This window comes from Blautia sp. ZXY-1-C6 (genome assembly GCF_056339875.1).
On the sequence record NZ_JBWJVQ010000006.1, the window covers coordinates 1 to 20,536 of the forward strand.

16 protein-coding genes and 1 pseudogene are annotated in these 20,536 nt (G+C 41.7%); 6 read left to right on the forward strand and 11 right to left on the reverse strand.

The window, feature by feature from the left end:
• Positions 1-643: DNA polymerase Y family protein (locus AC075J_RS00240; protein WP_476389822.1), on the reverse strand; the 643-nt coding region annotated here is incomplete at its 3' end.
• 781 nt (positions 644-1,424) lie between these two features.
• On the opposite strand from AC075J_RS00240, the gene AC075J_RS00245 reads away from it, so the two are divergent.
• The 4 genes and pseudogenes from AC075J_RS00245 (at position 1,425) to AC075J_RS00260 (ending at position 4,938) form a co-directional block, all read left to right on the forward strand.
• On the forward strand, positions 1,425-2,138 hold the full coding sequence (locus tag AC075J_RS00245) for a phosphatase (protein ID WP_227194213.1): 714 nt from the start codon (positions 1,425-1,427) through the stop codon (positions 2,136-2,138).
• 159 nt (positions 2,139-2,297) lie between these two features.
• Positions 2,298-2,699 (forward strand): annotated as a pseudogene (gene ilvN / locus AC075J_RS00250) (acetolactate synthase small subunit); the annotation flags it as partial.
• A 374-nt stretch (positions 2,700-3,073) separates the two neighbouring features.
• A complete protein-coding gene (locus tag AC075J_RS00255) occupies positions 3,074-3,712 on the forward strand; it encodes an ECF transporter S component (RefSeq protein WP_476389823.1) in 639 nt (212 codons plus the stop codon).
• Positions 3,713-3,972: 260 nt separating this feature from the next.
• The gene (locus AC075J_RS00260; protein WP_025577596.1) at positions 3,973-4,938 is read left to right on the forward strand and encodes a P1 family peptidase; all 966 of its coding nucleotides are present in this window, start codon (positions 3,973-3,975) and stop codon (positions 4,936-4,938) included.
• 71 nt (positions 4,939-5,009) lie between these two features.
• On the opposite strand, the gene AC075J_RS00265 is transcribed toward AC075J_RS00260, so the two are convergent.
• From AC075J_RS00265 to malQ, 7 genes are all read right to left on the reverse strand, one after another.
• Positions 5,010-5,162, reverse strand: a complete 153-nt coding sequence (locus tag AC075J_RS00265) for a hypothetical protein (RefSeq protein WP_331464946.1) — start codon at positions 5,160-5,162, stop codon at positions 5,010-5,012.
• 188 nt (positions 5,163-5,350) lie between these two features.
• Positions 5,351-6,535, reverse strand: coding sequence for an MFS transporter (locus AC075J_RS00270; protein ID WP_025577598.1), 1,185 nt, complete (start codon positions 6,533-6,535; stop codon positions 5,351-5,353).
• A 313-nt stretch (positions 6,536-6,848) separates the two neighbouring features.
• Positions 6,849-7,613, reverse strand: a complete 765-nt coding sequence (locus AC075J_RS00275; RefSeq protein WP_055052637.1) for a tRNA threonylcarbamoyladenosine dehydratase — start codon at positions 7,611-7,613, stop codon at positions 6,849-6,851.
• Complete coding sequence (locus AC075J_RS00280; protein WP_055059860.1) at positions 7,607-7,795, reverse strand: hypothetical protein; 189 nt, start codon at positions 7,793-7,795, stop codon at positions 7,607-7,609. The genes AC075J_RS00275 and AC075J_RS00280 overlap by 7 nt, the downstream gene beginning before the upstream one ends.
• Before the next feature lie 11 nt (positions 7,796-7,806).
• Positions 7,807-9,225, reverse strand: coding sequence for a pyruvate kinase (gene pyk, locus AC075J_RS00285; RefSeq protein ID WP_025577602.1), 1,419 nt, complete (start codon positions 9,223-9,225; stop codon positions 7,807-7,809).
• A 253-nt stretch (positions 9,226-9,478) separates the two neighbouring features.
• Positions 9,479-10,009, reverse strand: a complete 531-nt coding sequence (locus tag AC075J_RS00290; protein ID WP_055059861.1) for a DUF3877 family protein — start codon at positions 10,007-10,009, stop codon at positions 9,479-9,481.
• 329 nt (positions 10,010-10,338) lie between these two features.
• A complete protein-coding gene (gene malQ, locus AC075J_RS00295; RefSeq protein WP_173706114.1) occupies positions 10,339-11,844 on the reverse strand; it encodes a 4-alpha-glucanotransferase in 1,506 nt (501 codons plus the stop codon).
• A 534-nt stretch (positions 11,845-12,378) separates the two neighbouring features.
• On the opposite strand from malQ, the gene AC075J_RS00300 reads away from it, so the two are divergent.
• Positions 12,379-14,754, forward strand: coding sequence for a phosphoketolase family protein (locus tag AC075J_RS00300; protein ID WP_008706824.1), 2,376 nt, complete (start codon positions 12,379-12,381; stop codon positions 14,752-14,754).
• An 86-nt stretch (positions 14,755-14,840) separates the two neighbouring features.
• Here AC075J_RS00300 and AC075J_RS00305 read toward each other — a convergent pair whose 3' ends face one another.
• Positions 14,841-15,743, reverse strand: coding sequence for a LysR family transcriptional regulator (locus AC075J_RS00305; protein WP_022381354.1), 903 nt, complete (start codon positions 15,741-15,743; stop codon positions 14,841-14,843).
• Positions 15,744-16,122: 379 nt separating this feature from the next.
• On the opposite strand from AC075J_RS00305, the gene AC075J_RS00310 reads away from it, so the two are divergent.
• Positions 16,123-17,781, forward strand: a complete 1,659-nt coding sequence (locus AC075J_RS00310) for a glycoside hydrolase family 13 protein (RefSeq protein WP_347048514.1) — start codon at positions 16,123-16,125, stop codon at positions 17,779-17,781.
• Positions 17,782-17,874: 93 nt separating this feature from the next.
• Here the strand turns inward: AC075J_RS00310 and AC075J_RS00315 are convergent, their stop codons facing one another.
• Entirely contained in the window at positions 17,875-18,402 is a 528-nt protein-coding gene (locus tag AC075J_RS00315; protein WP_196049156.1) for a hypothetical protein, read from the reverse strand.
• Positions 18,403-18,772: 370 nt separating this feature from the next.
• Positions 18,773-20,536 (reverse strand): flavin reductase (locus AC075J_RS00320; protein ID WP_476389824.1); only part of this gene is annotated, 1,764 nt, incomplete at its 5' end.

Sequence of the window (20,536 nt, forward strand, 5' to 3'; positions counted from 1 at the left end):
TTGCCAGATCACCGATGGTACGGATTCCCTGATTCAGAAGCTTCTGCTCGGAAGCTTTTCCCAGAAACAGCAGATTACGGATAGGAAGAGGCCACATTTTCTCCGGGATTTCATCCGGGAACAGAGTGTGTACTCTGTCCGGCTTTTGAAAATCTGATGCCATCTTTGCCAAAAGCTTATTGGTAGAAATTCCTACATTTACTGTAAATCCCAGCTCTCTGTGAATCTTGCCTTTCAGCTCATGAGCAGCAGCTACAGGGTCAGGATAGATCAGAGAAGTACCTGTCATATCCAGAAATACCTCATCAATGGAAAAAGATTCCATCACAGGTGCAAAGGAAGCACAGATTGCTTTAAATGCCCGGGAACATTTATCGTATAATTCAAAATCACTGGGAACGATCACCAGATTGGGACATTTCCGAAGAGCCATGGCTACTGGCTCGCCGGTCTGGATCCCGTATTTTTTTGCAGGGATAGATTTGGCAACCACGATACCTGTCCGTTTCTTTGGATCTCCTCCTACACAGGAAGGAATTTCTCTGAGATCCGGCAGCCCCTGGCTCACCCTTCTGGCTGATTCCCAGGAAAGAAATGCACTGTTTACATCAATATGAAAAATTAACCGTTCCGTACTTTTCACTGTTCTTCCTCCAATATATGAATTGCGCTCTTCATATCTGATGATTTTATTTTATCTCAACTTACTCCCCAAAATAAGAACCTTGTTTGTCTGAAAAAGTGTCCTTATTTGCATCATCTTGAAATCTGAGCTGTCGACATAAGTATCTTTACAACTTGTTTGAATCATCACTCTGCTATCAGAGTTTTATTGTTTGAACAACAACGCCGCACTTGCCATACGGCAGTGCGGCGTCTGTATTTCGCTACCGGTCACATTGTTCCCGGTAACTTTTTTTACTTAATTCTGAGGATTCATTTCCTCTCGATATATACTTATCGATTAGTCATAAAGGTTAGGAGCAATTTCTTCGCTGTCCATATTTGTGGAATCATACCAGTATCCAGTTCAGCCTCCAGCCATTCATAAGAGAATTCCGGGAATGTCTGATGTTTGAAATTTTTCCATGTTACTCCTTTCTCATGAAGTAACTGTCTACACATAAGCAAACAGTGCTATCGCTGTCATTGATCAGCAATAAGCCCCCGTGTTTTCATATAGTTCCATTATACCTTCTCATTTTCCCGAAGTCAACATAATTTAACATGTATCAGCCGTTTATTTGTGTTGCTTTTCATTTGATTTTTGTTGTATTTCAGTTGTTTTTATTTTGTTTCCTCATTGACATTTAAATCCTCATCTGTCATACTTGAATATAACGAATGTACCATCAAACAGCAGCTTTGCATCTTCCGTAAGGCTCTTATCATATATAGAAACCGCTCTGGAAAGGAGACAAACAATGTATCTTTCTGACATCCACACACATTCTATCGCCAGCGGTCACGGAACCACCTGTACCATCTCTGACATGGCAAAAGCAGCCAGCAAAAAAGGACTGAAACTCCTTGGGATTTCTGACCACGGCCCGGGAACTCTGGCTTCCGGAACTTCTTCTTATTTCAGAAGCCTTCCTTTTTATCCCAGAAAAAGATTCGGCATAGATATTCTTTACGGAGTTGAACTAAACATCCTGGACAGTGCAGGACATACAGATCTGTCAGATGAACTGCTGAACAACCAGGATTACGCTATCATCAGTATGCATCGGCAGAACTACCGTTCAGGCTCTGTATCTCAGAATACAGAAGCTTACATCAATGCAATAAAACATCCTGCTGTAAAAATACTCGGCCACTGCGACGATACACATTTCCCTGTAGATTATGAAACGCTGGCAAGAGCAGCTTTACGGGAAAATGTTATTTTTGAAATAAACGAAGCTTCCCTCGCACCCGGAGGATATCGGGGAGACACAAGAGCCAATGCAGCCAGAATCCTGTATCTCTGTCAGAAATATCAGCTTCCTGTTATTTTGTCCAGCGACAGCCACGGAAAAGAACATGTTGGAGATTTCACCTATGCCGAAGAATTCGTTCACCAGCTCATGTTTCCGGAAACTCTTATCCTTAACAACCAGCTTCCCAAATTAAAAGTTTTCCTTCAGACACGTTAAAAGAATGTTCCTCAAAGGGACATTCTTTTATTTTATGCATTGTTTTTTGCATTGTGTTATTTTATTTATTTTCTATAATTTCTTGTCAAAAAAGACAATATTTTAGTATATTTTAATTAACAAAGCTCACTTAACCATTTACATATCTCGTGATAGATCAGTCTTACTGTAGGAACCACCGAGGACCCCACAGTATCCCGAATGACTATCGCAACAGTCAGCGATGATGAAACCTTTGAACAGATCAAAAAACAGTTAAACCGCATGATCGAGGTTATCAAGGTAATCGACTTCACAGATGTATTTGTCAGAATGAAAGAAATTCTCTATATCAAGGTTTTCAACTGCTCCAGGGAAGATAAAGCAGAACTGTTTCAGATTGCAGAAACCTTCAAGGCAAAAGTCATTGACTACGGCAAAGACAGCCTGCTTCTGGAATTTGTCCAGACAGCCATCAAGAATGATGCAGTTGTCAAACTGATCAAGGAAGAATTCCACAGAATCGAAGTAGTACGTGGTGGAAGTATGAGAATTGAATCCATCAGCATGATGGAACGCTAAATCTCATAATCAATATTTTTTGCAGGATATAGAAACGTCTCTATATCCTGTATTTATTTTCAAACATACTATAAAATATTGCAGTTTTTAATCAAATGTGTTATGGTTTACGGGAGCGTTATTCGAAAGAAAATGCATCTGATTTCCACATCTGACAGTCTGGTGGATAAAATCATCCACTTCACAGTCTGGTTAAATTTGTGAGGCGACCTGTAAGGCGTCTACACACCGGAAACCTTTACCGGAAGATATTTCTTGTTTCATATCTTTTGTTCTGATGCATATTTTTCATAACGCCTGATCCCCATACTCTAAACTGTCTGAAAAGCAGGGGACGCATTGCGCCGTTTTATCAGACCCAAAGGAGAATTCATATGAACACAACAACAACCACTACAACAACGGCTGCAACAAAAAGAAGCAGCACTCTTTACATGGTAGAGCTGGCTATGATGATTGCCATTATTCTGCTCATGTCCTTTACCCCGCTGGGCTACCTTCGTACTCCCGGCTTATCCATCACTCTTCTCACCATCCCGGTAGCTGTAGGAGCTATCATCCTCGGACCGAAAGGTGGTGCTGTATGCGGACTTGCTTTCGGTGCAACCAGCTTCTATATGGCTGTCACAGGAAGTTCAGCTTTCGCTGCTGCACTTTTTAACATTAATCCATTTGGCACTTTTATTGTATGTATCGTGGCACGTGTGCTGGAAGGATGGATCACAGGACTTATTTTCGCAGCATTATATAAATCACCGGCGAAGAAATTTTCCTATTACGTTGCTTCACTGGCATGCCCGTTACTGAATACTCTCTTCTTCATGGGCTTTTTATGTCTCTTCTTCTACAACACAGATTACATTCAGGGTATTGTTTCCAGTCTTGGAGTAAGCAATCCTGTTGTCTTCGTTGCTGCTTTTGTGGGCGTTCAGGGACTGATCGAAGCGGGCTTCTGCTTTGTAGTGGGAAGTATCGTTTCCAAGGCACTTTCTGTGGCACTGAAACGTGCATAATCTTTAAAAGAACAGCCTTTTCCAAAAAACCTGACTACATTGTCACCGTAGTCAGTTTTTTTTATCTGGCACATTTAAAACAGAAATCCTACCTGATTCAATTAATATCTATAGCAATCTCACAAAATAATGCAATCAAGACAGTTCAGCAGAGTGCGAAAGACAAGGAAAATATCTGACGCAGTACTTCACATTCTGATGGGCTGGATTGCTCTGTCAGTATTTCATAGAATTGCTATCACATAATAAAGGAGATTTTTATGTCATTATTAAAAGAGATTTCTATTACAGAGCTTTCAAATTTACGCATCGGTCATACTTCTGACCATGATGCGAAAACCGGTGTAACTGTTCTTTATTTTCCAAATGGAGCAAAAGCAGGCTGCGATATAAGCGGAGGCGGCCCTGCTTCCAGAGAAACTCCTCTCACCTCTCCTGTCACTGCCGACAATCCTATCAACGCCATTGTCTTGTCCGGAGGTTCTGCCTATGGACTGGCTGCTGCTGACGGTGTAATGAACTATCTGGAATCACAAAATATCGGTTATAACACCGGTGCAGCACTGGTTCCCCTTGTATGCCAGTCCTGTATCTATGACCTCTCTTACGGAGATCCTAAAATACGTCCAACTGCAAAAATGGGCGAGGAAGCCTGCCGTCAGGCATTTGCCGGAACAGATGCCAGAACCGGGAATATCGGCGCAGGTACCGGTGCAACTGTGGGAAAACTTTACGGTATGAAACAATCCATGAAGTCAGGTCTTGGTATTGCCGCTGTATCAGTGGGAAATTTCCAGATGGCCGCAATTGTCGTTGTCAATGCACTGGGAGATATCTTTAGTCCACAAAATGGTCAGAAAATCGCAGGGCTGAAAACGCCTGACAGAAGCGGGTTTCTGGATAGTGTCCACGAATTATACCGCTTTATGACACCTCATGACCAGTTTACCGGCAATACCACCATCGGGGCTGTGATCACCAATGGGGCATTTTCAAAGGCTGAACTGAATAAAATTGCCTCTATGACCCGCTGTGCCTATGCCAGATGCATCAATCCTGTAGCAACTATGGCTGACGGCGATTCCATCTATGCTGCCAGCATTGGCGATGTTTCTGTAGATATCAATATGGCAGGAACTCTCGCCGCAGAAGTCATGGCTCAGGCTATCCAAAATGCCATCCATACTTCCCGGATTCAGGATGAAGAATTTCTGAAATATGTATAACAGTCCGCTATAAAAGCGCAGAGAAAAAGTATCATCTCTGCGCTTTTATTCTTCCTGTCTGTCTTCATTTTTCATCTGTGCTCTGGTTTTTCTCCAAGCCAGAGCTGTACATTTGCTTCCCGTTCCCTTGCCAGATCACCAATAGTACGGATTCCCTGATTCAGAAGCTTCTGCTCGAAGGCTTTTCCCAGAAATAACAGGTTACGGACAGGAAGTGGCCACATTTTCTCCGGTATTTCGTCCGGGAACAGCGTGTGTACTCTGTCCGTTTCTTTGGATCTCCTCCCACACAGGAGGGAATCTCCCTGAGATCCGGCAGCCCCTGGCTTACCCTTCTGGCTGACTCCCAGGAAAGAAATGCACTGTTTACATCAATATGAAAAATTAATCGTTCCATACTTTTTAATATATCTCAATCATATTTTTGCAGACTTCCAATCATCTTAATCCCCATTATCATCAACACAGGGAAAATCAGTGCCGCAAAGATTCCAAGTTTCAGATTATCATTCAGTGCTCCTGAAATCATCCCCACATAGGTTGGTCCGGATGAGCATCCCACATCTCCAGCAAGGGCAAGGAGGGCAAACAGGGCTGTTCCGCCACGCTTTACTGAGGCAGCCGCCATGCTGAAGGTTCCCGGCCACATAATACCTACAGACAGACCGCAAACCGCACATCCAAGGATTCCCAACGCAGGTACCGGGATAAATGCGATCATCAGATAGGAAACCATGCACAGAACTGCACTGTATTGCATAAAGCGTTCCAGATTGATTTTATCTCCAAATTTCCCATAAAATGCCCTTGAGCTTCCCATAAGAATTGCAAACGCCATGGGACCTGCCAGATCTCCGATAGTTTTATTGATTCCAAAGCTTTTCTCAGCCAGAGTAGAAGCCCACTGGCTTACCGCCTGCTCACTGGCTCCTGCACAGAGCATCATTAACATCAGAACCCAGAAGATTTTTTTCTTAAAAAGCTCTCCCATAGTCAGCCCCTTTTCACCCTCATCCAGCAGTGGAGCAATGGGAACTCTGGTAAAAAAGATTCCATTTGCAATGGGAATCAATGCCCACACCAGCGCCATATATTTCCAGTTTGCAATCCCGAAAATACGAAAGAATAATGTAGAAAGAAGTACCACTCCCACATGTCCCCAACAGTAAAAGGAATGAAGGAGACTCATTGCTTTTTCCTTATTATCTGTAGGGCAGGCTTCCACCACAGGACTTACCAGCACCTCCAGCAATCCGCCTCCGATGGCATAGATCATAACTGCAATGAGAAGTCCCACAAACGGATCTCCCAGGCACTCCGGCAATACTGTGAGCAAAATCAGACCTGCAGCCGCCATTGCATGTGCCAGGATCATAGATGCACGATAACCTATTCTGTCCACAAATCCAATCGATGCCAGATCTACCAGCAACTGGATCCCGAAATTAAAAGTAACCAGAAGTGTGATCTTCTGCAGCGAAATCCCGTAACTGCCCTGAAATGTCAGAAACAGCAGAGGAACGAAATTGTTCACAATGGCCTGCACTACATATCCGATAAAACAGGCCTGCACTGTTCTGTTGTAATTTGTTTTCATCCGATGTTATATCCTCCAATCTGAAATTTATTAAGCTGACATCATTCAGACATTGATCCACCAAACTTCTATATCTCCACAGTTCTAATAGATTTCTATCCGTCAATAATGACAGTGTATCACAGATTCTCTCCTTTTTCTTTCATTATCTTTTGAAAATCCCGTAAATTTTTATATTATTTTGACTTTTTCCCTATAACAATTCTATAAAATCCAAAAAGTAATACCCCCATCCGATTCCAAATATTTCCCGCAAAAAAAGATGTGCACCATACCATTTCTGACACCATACACATCTCAAAATAAACACTTCTTATCTTCTGTACTCTGCAGTCAGGTCTTTAATAACCTCTCCTGCAATAATCAGCCCGGCGACAGACGGCACAAACGCCACACTGCCCGGAATATCTCTGCGCTCCGTACACTTATGCGCAGCACCCGGAGGACAAATACAATGCGATCTGCAGCTGATTGCCATATCTTCAATCGGTCTGATCGGCTGTTCTTCCGAATAAACAACCTTCAGTTTTTTCACACCACGCTTCTTCAGCTCTCTGCGCATAACCTTCGCCAGCGGGCACACCTTCGTCTTATAGATATCTGCCACCCGAAATGCACTGGCATCCAGCTTATTTCCGGCACCCATACTGCTGATAACAGGAGTCCCTGCCTCTTTTGCACGCATGATCAGTTCAATCTTCGCAGTCACTGTGTCCACAGCATCTACCACATAATCATACTCACTAAAATCGAAATCAGCAGCATTCTCCGGAAGATAAAAACAGTTATGGATTCTCACATCTGCTTTCGGATTAATGTCCAGGATCCTGTCCCGCATCACCTCTGTTTTATATTGACCAACAGTTTTCCTGGTGGCAATAATCTGTCTGTTAAGATTCGTCAGGCATACTTTGTCATCATCGATCAGATCAAAGGCCCCTACGCCGCTTCTGACCAATGCTTCACATACATAACCTCCAACTCCTCCGATTCCAAATACTGCCACACGGGCATTCTCCAGTTTATCCATCGCTTCTTTTCCAAGAAGAAGCTCAGTTCTCGAAAATTGATTCAGCATAATCTCTCCACTTTATCCTGTCCCACTACATTCTCTACCTGCTGTTCCTCTACTGCCTCGTCTCTTATCTGCATATTCTTATTTCCCGTGACATACGCAGCCCTGCATGCCAAGATCAGAAGCACGATAAACAGAAACCAGAGCCAGATTTTTCTTTTATTTTTTATGACTAACCGTTTCATAACCTGCTCCACTATTCTACTGTGCAGACGCGGATCAGGTTTGTTCTTCCCGGAATTCCAAGCGGTACACCACCGGCAAATACAATAGTGTCGCCAACTTTTACAAGTTTATGCTTCTGTGCTGCTTCGATTGCTCTCAGGCAAAGGATCTCAGAACTGTATTCTTCTTTGATCAGCATCGGGTAAACACCCCAGGATAGATTCAGCTGGCGAAGAACTCTCTCAGAGCTTGTACATGCACCGATCAGACATCCTGGTCTGTGTTTGGACATCATATGAGCTGTACTTCCGGATTTTGTCACTGCAAGGATTGCACTGGCCTTCAAGTCGATTGCGGTCAGACAGGTTGCATGTGCGATTGCATTTGTGATATCCGGATTCTCATTTCTGTCTGTTTTCTTAAAGATTGTATTGTAATCAATATTCTGCTCCATATGTTCTGCAATACGGCTCATCATCTGAAGTGCCTGTACCGGATATTTACCAGCTGCGGTTTCTCCTGAAAGCATAGTTGCACTTGTTCCCTGAAAAATCGCATTGGCAACGTCTGTAGCCTCTGCACGGGTTGGTCTCGGATGAGAGATCATGGAGTCAAGCATCTGTGTTGCTGTAATAACCGGTTTTCCTGCTGTGTAAACTTTCTGGATAATTTTCTGCTGGATAACAGGTACATATTCCGGCGGGATCTCAACACCCATGTCACCTCTGGCGATCATGATGCCATCTGCTGCTTCAATAATCTCGTCGATATTGTCAACGCCCTGCTGGTTCTCAATCTTTGCAATGATCTGAATCTCTTCACCGCCGTTTTCTTTCAGGATTTTTCTTACTTCGCGGATATCGTTTGCAGTACGTGTAAAAGATGCTGCAACGAAATCAAATCCTTCCTGGATACCGAAGAGAAGATCATCATGGTCTTTTTTACTGATGAATGGCATCTTCAGGTTTGCACCCGGAACATTGACACCCTTCTTGTCGCCAATCACACCTGCATTAATAACCTTGCAGACAATGTCCTTTCCTGAGATGTCCTGAACCTCCAGGTCTACAAGTCCATCATCAACCAGAATATGTCCACCCGGCTGCACATCCTTATAAAGCTCTTTATAAGTAATGCTTACGCACTCATTAGTTCCTTCAATATCTTTATTTGTAAATGTAAAAATCTGTCCTTCTTCCAGAGAAACCTTGCCATCCTTGAAGCATCCAAGTCTGATCTCCGGTCCCTTTGTATCAAGAAGTGCTGCAACAGGTCTGTCATATTTCTTGCGAAGTTCTCTCAGTTTCTGGATACGGCCTCTCTGCTCATCGTGAGGTCCATGTGAGAAGTTGAAACGTGCTACGTCCATTCCCTCTCTCACAAGCTGCTCCATAACATCGCCCTTATCAGTAGACGGTCCCATTGTACAGATAATTTTGGTTTTTCTCATTTAATCTTTCCCTCCAAACTGTCAACTCAGTTTTATCTATTTTATTCCTGTAAAATAATGTAATAAAATTTTACCTGTTTCTATAAATGAAAACATTAAATCAAATAAAAATTACCATTATTGAGACTATCTGTCAATATAGAATTTCGACTTATTTTTGTTGATATTTGACAAAAAAATAACATACTTTTGTTGCAAATGTCACATATATTTTTGCCGATCCGACAGTTGGAAAATTTTTCACTCATTCTTATCAGAATCCAAAATCTGCATAGTCTTCCGGCAGAAATCTGTGGTAAATGATATGGCATCCTTCATCTTTAAAACAATAATAATAAGGATCTGATCCATCATCAAAGCGGATCATCACATCAAACTCCTCGTTATCCATTGGTTCAGTAATGATTTTATCTGAATAAGAATGGAACAGTTCTTTAATTTCCTCTATCGTACATCCATGTCTGCCAACCAGTTCGATCAATGCCTTGATAAATTCATTCTCTTTCATATTATTATGTACATATTCGGAAGCTTTTTCCGAAACAGTGAAGCAGAAACGATCTCCTCTGTGTGATACTGCTACTTCACCAAATTTCTCTTCTATATAAGAAGGAAAATCTTTTAAAATCTCCATCATGCCTGCAGCATCCGTCTCATTGCCAAAGAAATGATTCAGGGAACTGAGCGGATAATAAAGGCTGATCTTCTCCTTCATATATCCAAGCTTCGCCTGTTCCTCTTTGATCACATCGATCAGACTGGTTTCTAATCTGTTATAGTTCATTTATTTTCCCTCCTGAAAATCTGTTCTTTTGTTTTTTCTGGTTAATATTTTATCAGACATTGCCCGAAAATCAATGCATTTCTTTTTCAATTGTACGCCCGTCAAAACAATTTCAATGTTTTCTTTTTCATACAAAAATAAAGACCTTGCGAAACTGTCCTTTTTTTCCCTCTGACAGATGACTCTGACTGGATAAAACAAAACAGATAAAACCAACCACTTCGTTGCTTTTTTTACCAAATAACTGCTTGATTCGGTTAAAAAAACAGCGTTCCGAATATTATTTATATCCGAAACGCTGTCATTATTCCAATTATTTCATTATGTATTTAATCCCAGTTCTTACGTCCATAACGAAGTGTCACATCATAGATTTCCTTCTGGAGTTTCTTTGTAAGATCTCTCTTCTTAATTCTCCACTTCCAGTTCATACCAACTGTAGATGGTTTATTCATTCGGAATCTGTTGTCCAGTCCCATATAGTCCTGCATTGGGATAACGCAGACACGCGCAGCACTGCGCATGATCAGACTGATGAAACACTTATACAGTTCTTCTTCCGGTGTTGCATGATCACACAGATAATCTCTCGCCAGTTTTCTCTCAGCTGCTGTGATGCTCTTCCACCATCCCACGATAGTTTCATTATCATGGGTTCCTGTATATGCCACGCAGTTCTCCGGATAATTATGTGGCAGATAATCACTGGCACATCCGGAATCTCTGGAGTCAAACGCAAATTCCAGAACCTTCATTCCCGGGAAGCCGCTCTCATATACCAGATGACGTACGGAATCTGTCATATATCCCAAGTCCTCTGCAATAACCTGCTTCCATCCAAGCGCCTGTTCAATCTTACGGAACAGATCAATTCCGGGACCCTTTTCCCAGTGTCCGCCTCTTGCATCTTTATCTCCGTATGGAATAGAGAAATATTCATCAAATCCACGGAAATGATCGATTCGCACAACATCATACAGTCTGAAGCAGTAACTCATTCTGGAAATCCACCACTGATATCCTGTATTTCTGTGATAATCCCAGCGATATAACGGATTTCCCCATAACTGACCGGTTGCAGAAAATCCATCCGGAGGGCATCCTGCTACTGCCAGTGGTACATTATCCTGATCCAGCTGGAACAGCTCCGGATGCGCCCATGCATCAGCACTGTCCATTGCAACATAAATCGGAATATCTCCAATGATCTGGATTCCTTTTGAATTTGCATAGGATTTCAGTTTCATCCACTGCTCATAGAACTTAAACTGCATATACTGCTGGAATTCAATATCAAAATAGAGTTCTTCACGATAATAATCCATGGCATTGTTCCAGCGGAGTCTGATATCCTCAGCCCATTTGGTCCATTCTACACCTTCGAAACGGTCTTTTACTGCCATAAACAGAGCATAATCTGACAACCACCAGCTGTTCTCTGCTACGAATTTCTGATAGTCAGGATTCTTGCTGATATCACTGTTCTCGTATGCTTTTCTCAGAAGAGGATAACGGCCTTTGTAGATTTTTTCATAATCTACCTCATCAGGCTTCTTTCCCCAGTTAACTTTCTCGCAGTCTTTCTTATCAAGAACTCCTTCTTCCACAAGTGTATCCAGATCAATAAAATATGGATTACCTGCAAATGTAGAGAAAGACTGATATGGAGAATCTCCATAGCTGGTCGGTCCCAATGGCAGAATCTGCCAGTAAGTCTGTCCTGCTTCCTTTAACCAGTCTACAAATTCATATGCACTTTTGGAAAAACATCCGATGCCATAGTCTGATGGAAGACTGCTGATCGGCATTAATATTCCTGCTGCTCTTTTTCCCATGATTCTTGTCTCCTTCGCCATTCTTCACTTTTACCGCCTATACTTTATCTAGTACATATAAGCAGTTTTTCTATACCTTATGCGCAATTGTTTTTTTTATTATATCTATTTTTTGTGCAAATTGCAATACAACTTTCATGTTATCCATTTTTTCGTGAAAATTACTAATCATTGCTTAGTTCTTTTCGTCATCTTCCATATTAAACACCAATCATTTCCACTCAGAGAATTGTCGTCAAGCGGATATTCACAATCTGCTTCGCTACGCAGCTCTATACCGAATAACTGCTCCGCATTTCATCAGAAGGAGCTTATTTTTTATCCATATCAAAAACTTATAATTACAATGCAATATTTCTATTTTACGTTTCATTTCTGATATGATAGGATGTGTTCGGTTAAAAAATAACAAAGTAACACTCCAACTTATCTGTTGAGAAACGTTTATCATTAACTACCACCAGAAAATTTCTTATACAGATATCTTCGACATCTTAAGCTATACACATCAAAGACAAAGAAAGAGGTAAGAAAATGGAAGACAACAAATTATGTCTGGAAAAGCAGCCTTTAAACCAGGAAATGCTTGACAAAATCGATGCTTACTGGCGTGCAGCTAACTATCTGTCTGCCGGACAGCTCTATCTTCTCGACAATCCGCTTCTGAGAGAGCCATTAACTATGGATCAGATCAAGAAAAAAATTGTTGGTCACTGGGGAACTGTACCGGGACAGAACTTCGTTTATGCACACTGCAACCGTGTCATCAAACGTTATGACCTTGATATGATCCTGCTTTCCGGTCCTGGACATGGCGGAAACTTCATGATCGCCAACACCTATCTGGAAGGTTCCTACAGCGAAGTTTATCCTAACATCAGTCAGGATGAGGAAGGTATGAAGAAAATGTTCAAACAGTTCTCCTTCCCATGCGGAGTCCCAAGCCACTGCGCACCGGAAACACCTGGTTCCATTAATGAAGGTGGCGAGCTTGGTTACTCCATCGCTCATGCTTTCGGAGCTGTATTTGACAACCCGGATCTGATTGCAACTACTGTTGTAGGTGATGGTGAAGCTGAGACTGGTCCTCTGGCGACATCCTGGCAGTCCAACAAATTCCTGAACCCGATCACAGACGGTGCTGTACTTCCTATTCTTCACTTAAATGGATATAAGATCAGCAACCCGACTATCTTCTCCCGTCTTTCTCATGAAGAACTTGAATGCTTCTTCAAGGGCTGTGGCTGGAAACCATATTTCGTTGAAGGTGACGACCCAATGACAATGCACAAGAAGATGGCTGAAACAATGGACACAGTGATCGAAGAAATCAAAGCGATCCAGAAGAACGCCCGTGAGAACAATAATCCGGAACGTCCGGTATGGCCAATGATCATCCTTCGTACTCCTAAGGGATGGACAGGTCCTAAGGTTGTTGACGGACTTCAGATTGAAGGTTCTTTCCGTGCTCATCAGGTTCCGATCACTATGGAAAAACCGGAACATCTTGAACTTCTGAAGGAGTGGCTGGAAAGCTATCGTCCTCAGGAACTGTTTGATAAAAACGGACGCCTGATCCCGGAACTGGCTGAACTGGCTCCTAAGGGAAATGCACGTCTCGGTGCCAACCCACATGCAAATGGTGGACTTCTTCTGAAAGATCTTCGTCTTCCGGACTTCCGCGATTACGGTATTGAAGTACAGCCTGGCAAAACAAAAGCTCAGGATATGATCGAACTTGGCGGATACATCCGCGACATCTTCAAACTGAATGAAGAAAACAAGAACTTCCGTATCTTTGGACCAGATGAAAGCATGTCCAACCGTCTGTACAAAGTATTTGAATATCAGAAACGTGACTGGAACGCAGAAATGCTTGATACTGATGACTGCCTCGCAAGAGACGGACGTATTATGGACAGTATGCTCAGTGAGCATATGTGTGAAGGATGGCTGGAAGGTTACCTGTTAACAGGTCGTCATGGCTTCTTCGCAAGCTATGAAGCTTTCATCCGTATCGTTGACTCCATGGCAGCCCAGCATGCAAAATGGCTGAAAGTTTGCAATCAGCTTTCCTGGAGACAGCCTATCGCATCCCTGAACTTCATCCTGACATCCAACGTATGGCAGCAGGACCACAACGGATTTACTCATCAGGATCCTGGATTCCTGGATCACATTGCCAATAAGAAAGCAGACGTAGTTCGTATGTACTTACCACCGGACGCTAACTGCTTACTCTCCTGCTTCGATCACTGCATCAAGAGTAAGAACTATGTCAATGCAATTGTAGCTTCCAAGCATCCAAGCTGCCAGTGGCTGACCATGGAGCAGGCTGTTAAGCACTGCACACAGGGTATCGGTATCTGGGAGTGGGCAAGCAATGACTGTGGTGAAGAACCAGACGTTGTTATGGCCTGCTGCGGTGATACACCTACACTTGAGATCATGGCTGCAGTTACTATCCTTCGTGATGAAATGCCGGAACTTAAGATCCGTGTTGTTAACGTTGTCGACCTGTTCAAACTGGAATCTGACCACAAACATCCACACGGCTTAAGTGACGCAGAATATGATGCAATCTTCACAAAAGATAAACCTGTCATCTTTGCATTCCATGGATATCCAACACTGATCCATGAGCTTACTTATGAGCGTCACAACCACAATATCTCTGTTCACGGATATCAGGAAGAAGGTACTATTACTACACCATTCGATATGCGTGTACAGAACCAGATTGACCGTTTCAATCTTGTAAAGGATGCCATCATGCATCTTCCACAGCTTGGAAACAAAGGTTCCTTCTTAATCCAGAAGATGAATGACAAGCTTGTTGAGCACAAACAGTATATTGCTGAATATGGCCAGGATCTGGAAGAGATTCGAAACTGGGAGTGGCATAAATAAATCCGTCTAACAGATGATAAATTCCTTATAAATATAATAAGTCATCAGGATTCACATCATGTGGATTTCCTGATGACTTTTCTATTTCAGCGGTTCTGTTCTTTCCGTTCTGCCAAAAACTTCTGGAATGCTTTAGATGCAATACTTTGAGGATATTCTGTATCATGGATCAGAATAATGCTTCTCTCCGGAAGTGTTTCATTTACATCTATCTCAAAAACCTTTCCGGATTCCAGATCATCTCCGGCAAATTCTTCTGGCAGGAATCCGATTCCCATATTATACCGTACTGCCGGGAGAATCATATCTGTAGTCGCCAGCTCTACATCCGGCGAAAACTGCAGTCCATTTTTTGAAAAATACTCATTCAAAAATCTCCTGCTGATTGCCTCGGAAGTCAGGCTGATCCATGGATAGGCTGAAAGTTCCTCCAACGAAGTCTTCCTCCCCTTCAGCTCCGCAAAACGACTGCCTCCGATCAGAATTTCCCTATACTTTCGCACTACTTTCATTTTCAGTGGCTCTGCTAACTGTAAAGAAGCAGATACAACTGCAAGATCTACTTTACCCTCTTTTAAGGCATTTACAGAATCTGTAGTGCTGTTATTAAGAATTTTAAAATGCACATTCGGGTATTGAATATTAAAGTCTCTGACTGCCTCGAACAAATAACAGTGCAATGCTGTCTCTGTTGCACTGATATAAATGGTCCCGTTCTCAAGGCTGATCAGATTATTAAGATTATCCTCGGCTTTGAAAAACTGAGCACAGCCTGCTGCTACATACTGATAGAAAATCTTTCCCTCAGGAGTCAGTTTCATGCCACTTTTGCTTCTGGTAAACAGTCTGCACCCTAATATATTTTCCAGATTATGTATCGTCCTGGTCACAGCCGGCTGGCTGGTCTTTAATACTGATGCTGCCTTTGTCAGATTCTCATATTTTGATACGTAATAAAAAACTTTATAATATTCAAAATTTGCGTTCATTCTGTTCTCCGTCTTTCATTGTCTTATGTACAGTAACATATTTTACGCGCCTATTCTATCACAATTCTTTTTTCTGTACAATCTGATATGTCCAGAGTGTGTATTACTGTTTACTTCGTTATTAGTTACTGTTCACTCCGTTCACAGTAACTTAGCCAAAATTCATTCCAGATTGCCTGCGGCAATGGAATTTTGGCTTGTATGTCTCGGGATTTTGGCATATTCATGCCAAAACACCTCGCGGGATAGTGGAATGTGAACAGTAACACGTGTGTTACTATTATCAAAAATAATCTCGTTTTCTTCATTGCGTTTTTTTGCACAATACAATATAATAATTTCAGAGTTTATTTATGCAAAAAGACGAAAGGATGTACATATGAAACACAAAAAAGACTGGTATAAAGATCTGGTGATCTACCAGATTTACCCAAGAAGTTTTAAAGATGGCAACAATGATGGAATCGGTGATCTGAAGGGAATGATTGAGAAGCTAGATTATCTGAAGGAGCTTGGCATCAATGCAGTATGGATGTCTCCTGTCTATGCTTCTCCGAATGTGGATAACGGTTACGATATTTCTGATTACTTCGCGATCATGGAAGAATTCGGAACTATGGAAGACTGGGATGCTTTCCGCGACGGTGCACATGAACGAGGCATCGCCATTATCATGGATCTGGTCCTGAACCATTCTTCAGATAAACATAAATGGTTCCGGGAATCAAAGAAATCCCGCAATAATCCTTACAGTGATTACTATATCTGGCGTGATCCTGCACCGGACGGAGGCGCACCCAACTGCTGGATGTCCGTATTTGGCGGAAGTGCCTGGGAATATGTTCCTGAACGTGGACAATACTATCTCCATTTCTTTGCTAAAGAACAACCGGATCTGAACTGGGATAATCCGGAAACTAAAGAGAAAATTTTTGATATTATCCGTTTCTGGAATGAGAAAGGTGTTGACGGATATCGCATTGATGCCATCAGTTATCTTGACAAAGGACTGGACGGACGTGCAGATATGAATGAACCCATTGGTACTGTAGCGTGTGTAAATCTGGAAGGAACCCACCGCTACATCCGTGAAATGGTTGCAGAAACAATGACTCCCGACAATCTGATGAGTGTAGGAGAAGTTAATATCAACAATGAACAGGATGCCATCAACTATTCCAGCGCAGCAAGCAAAGAATTTAACATGGCTATTCCATTTGTCCCTCCGATTGTTGAAATCCAGACATGGTCACCAGAGAAAATGAAACGTGATCTTAAGAAAGATTATGAAATCCTAAAAAAAGACGGATGGTGGGCAAGATTTTTAAGTAATCACGACAAACCGCGTCAGGTTTCCCTTTACGGAAATGACAGAGAATTCTGGTCAGAATCTGCAAAAATGCTGGCATGTTATCTGCACACACTTCCCGGTACCCCCTTTGTTTTCCAGGGCGAAGAATTGGGAATGACCAATGTTGCCTTCCCATCTATCGATGATTACAATGACATTGATACCCGCAATTATTATAAAACCATGATCGAACAAGGAGCTTCTCCTGAAGAAGCACTGGCAGAATCCAGAAGTATCAGCCGTGATAATGCAAGAACGCCTATGCAGTGGAACGACAGTCCAAACGGCGGATTTTCTGAGCATACTCCGTGGCTGGGTGTCAATCCAAACTACAAACTCATTAACGCAGAAAGCCAGATGAATGATGACTGTTCTGTTTTCAGATTCTACCAGAATCTCATCGCACTGCGTAAGAAACATCCGGTAATGGCTCATGGAGATTTCAAACTCTGCTGCCCGGAAGATGGTCCGGTAATTGCCTATACCAGAAGTTACCAGGATGAAACATGGCTGGCAGTGCATAATTTCTCTGCATCCATGCAGAAATTCCATTATGGCGCTGAAGATATTGAATTACCGTGCAACACTCCCGTAATCATTTCCAATTACGGAGAAAATGAAGTTGAATACGGAATTGGAACACTTGTACTCAAACCTTACGAAACCGTAGTATTCCAGTTACATTAAGCAACTTCATCAATACAGACAGTAAAAAGCAGAACCATTGAATCACTATCCCTCAATGGTTCTGCTGCTTTTGTGTATTTGTTTTTCATTTATTTAACTGTCATTACTCTGCATTTCTTTTTGTAAAATGCAATACCGTACTTCAAGTGCTTCTCCATTCTCAGAAACAATTTTCTTAAAATATTCCATAATCTGTGTCAGAAAAATATTACGTATTTCCATATTAGGAATGGTAAGCATGAACGTATTTGCATCTTTTCTTCCGGTCTGTGTGAGATATCCCGTAGTAAAAAGAATACTCCACAGGTTTTCAATCGAAGCATACATATCCTGATATGTCAGTTCCTGATGAATCTCCTTTACAATTGTTTCTCCTGCTATCAGTTTCTCAATTTCCTTTCTGACCGTTCCCTTATCAGTCTCCTGAATAAAGCGTTTCACCGCTTCATTACTGCTAGTATTAGACCAGTAATTCTGTGGCTGCGCCATATTGTTTATACGCAATTCATCACAATAATTTATCACATCCCAGGGACAGTAAACCTCTACATTTCCAAACCGATATCCGTCATACCACATTTTTATTTCATCATAATGCTCAGAAAGTTCATAATATTCCAATATATTCTTTTTGAAAGTTTCTTTTTAATTTGTTTCAATAGACACACTTCCCTTTATATTTTGATATATTAAATTCTAACTTTTATAAAGTGTAACATATTGCTATTGAATTCGTCTATCAAAATTTCTTTACATCCCATAATGTTTCTATTAATATCCCATCGTCTATTCATCCTTACAATACAACTGTAATTGTACTATTTTCTGCATTTAATAATAGTACCATATTGGAGCAAAATAGAGATTGCCAGCTATTTAATAACCACTGACAATCTCTATTTTTTATTTTATCAATCAGATCACTCTGAAATCTCAACAATTATTCATATAACAGAATGTCACTCTTTAGCAGTTTAACAAGAGAAATCTTTCATCCAATCGGCTCGAAGTCTACAGCTCCATGTTTACACAATGGGCAGATATAATCTTCCGGAAGTTCATCACCTTCGTAGATATATCCGCAGACTTTACATACAAATCCTTTCTTACCTTCTGTTTCAGGTTTCGGTTTTACATTTTTCTGATAATAGGTGTAGCTCATTGTCTCCTGGTCACTTACCACGCGGGCTTCTGTCACACTGCAGATGAACATTCCGTGAGTTCCCAGATCTACATACTGCTCTACTTTCAGGGACATAAATGCGTTGATATATTTGTCCAGGAATATCAGTCCGTTATCAGAACGATTCACCTTCTGTCCCGCAAATTTATCCACGCTTCTTCCACTCTGGAAACCAAACTGTTCAAATACAGAGAACGGAGCATCTACAGAGAGACAGTTTACATTCATCACCCCTGTCTGCTTGATAACATGGTGAGAATAATTTGTCTTATTGATATTAACTGCAACACGGAACGGAGAGTCTGTCAGCTGGGTAACTGTGTTGACAATCAGTCCGTTATCCTTCTTACCGTCATTTGATGTCACTACATAGAGACCATAACCAATACGGAATAACGCTGTCATGTCATTTTTATTTGCCAGTTCATCATTCTTTGCAATATATTCCTTACAAAGCTCGGAAGCCATCGATTCCATCTGATCTCTGTTTTCCTGATTTACTGCGGACATGATCTTCACTGTGGTGTCCAGCCAGTTGATTTTCTTACATTCAGAAAGCATATTTTTCATTACTTTTGCTGCCAGAGGTGCCCAGGAACCGTTTTCAATAAGACCTACTGTACGGTTCTGGAAATTATGCTCTGCCAGACGGGTAATAAAGTCATTCATAAACGGATAGATTCCTGCATTATAAGTAGTTGTTGCCAGTACCAACTTACTGTAGCGGAATGCATCGCTGAGTGCCTGAGACATATCATCTCTTGCCAGATCATAAACAACTACTTTCGGACATCCCTTGCTCTTTAATTTCTCCACAAACTGATTGACTGCTTCTTTGGTATGTCCGTATACAGAAGTATATGCAACTACGATTCCTTCTTCCTCCGGTGTGTAAGAGGACCAGGTATCATAGAGGCTGATATAATGTCCCAGATTTTCTGTAAGTACCGGACCATGTAACGGACAGATGATCTGAATATCCAGAGTAACTGCTACTTTCAGAAGTCTCTGTACCTGTGCGCCATATTTACCAACAATACCGATAAAGTATCTTCTTGCTTCATCATCCCAGTTTTCTTCCACATCCAGAGCACCGAACTTACCAAATCCATCTGCCGAAAAAAGAACTTTATCTGTGCTGTCATAAGTCACCATAACCTCCGGCCAGTGTACCATTGGCGCAAATACAAAAGTAAGATTATGATTTCCCAGACTCAGTGTAGAACCATTCTCTACTTCCAGTTTCTGCCCTTCCAGATCCAGTCCGAAGAAATTCTTGATCATTACAAATGTCTTCGCATTGGCTACTACTGTAGTGCCGGGATATACTTCCAGAAAGTTCGCTACATTTGCTGCATGGTCAGGCTCCATATGCTGAACGATCAGATAGTCCGGCTTACGTCCACCCAGTGCCTGTTCAAGATTATCCAGCCATTCATGTTTGAAATTGGCATCTACAGTATCCATAACTGCAACCTTGTCATCCAGAATCACATAGGAATTATATGCCATTCCGTTTGGCACTGCATACTGTCCCTCAAACAAATCTACCTGATGGTCATTAACTCCGAC

Bases quoted from the DNA above. Each gene is read 5' to 3' on its own strand.
- AC075J_RS00290 (WP_055059861.1), bottom strand. From the start codon at position 10,009: ATGAACTATAACAGATTAGAAACCAGTCTGATCGATGTGATCAAAGAG.
- malQ (WP_173706114.1), bottom strand. From the start codon at position 11,844: ATGGGAAAAAGAGCAGCAGGAATATTAATGCCGATCAGCAGTCTTCCA.
- AC075J_RS00265 (WP_331464946.1), bottom strand. From the start codon at position 5,162: ATGTGGCCACTTCCTGTCCGTAACCTGTTATTTCTGGGAAAAGCCTTC.
- AC075J_RS00260 (WP_025577596.1), top strand. From the start codon at position 3,973: ATGTCATTATTAAAAGAGATTTCTATTACAGAGCTTTCAAATTTACGC.
- AC075J_RS00300 (WP_008706824.1), top strand. From the start codon at position 12,379: ATGGAAGACAACAAATTATGTCTGGAAAAGCAGCCTTTAAACCAGGAA.
- AC075J_RS00310 (WP_347048514.1), top strand. From the start codon at position 16,123: ATGAAACACAAAAAAGACTGGTATAAAGATCTGGTGATCTACCAGATT.
- AC075J_RS00280 (WP_055059860.1), bottom strand. From the start codon at position 7,795: ATGAAACGGTTAGTCATAAAAAATAAAAGAAAAATCTGGCTCTGGTTT.
- AC075J_RS00255 (WP_476389823.1), top strand. From the start codon at position 3,074: ATGAACACAACAACAACCACTACAACAACGGCTGCAACAAAAAGAAGC.
- AC075J_RS00245 (WP_227194213.1), top strand. From the start codon at position 1,425: ATGTATCTTTCTGACATCCACACACATTCTATCGCCAGCGGTCACGGA.
- AC075J_RS00275 (WP_055052637.1), bottom strand. From the start codon at position 7,613: ATGCTGAATCAATTTTCGAGAACTGAGCTTCTTCTTGGAAAAGAAGCG.
- AC075J_RS00270 (WP_025577598.1), bottom strand. From the start codon at position 6,535: ATGAAAACAAATTACAACAGAACAGTGCAGGCCTGTTTTATCGGATAT.
- AC075J_RS00305 (WP_022381354.1), bottom strand. From the start codon at position 15,743: ATGAACGCAAATTTTGAATATTATAAAGTTTTTTATTACGTATCAAAA.
- pyk (WP_025577602.1), bottom strand. From the start codon at position 9,225: ATGAGAAAAACCAAAATTATCTGTACAATGGGACCGTCTACTGATAAG.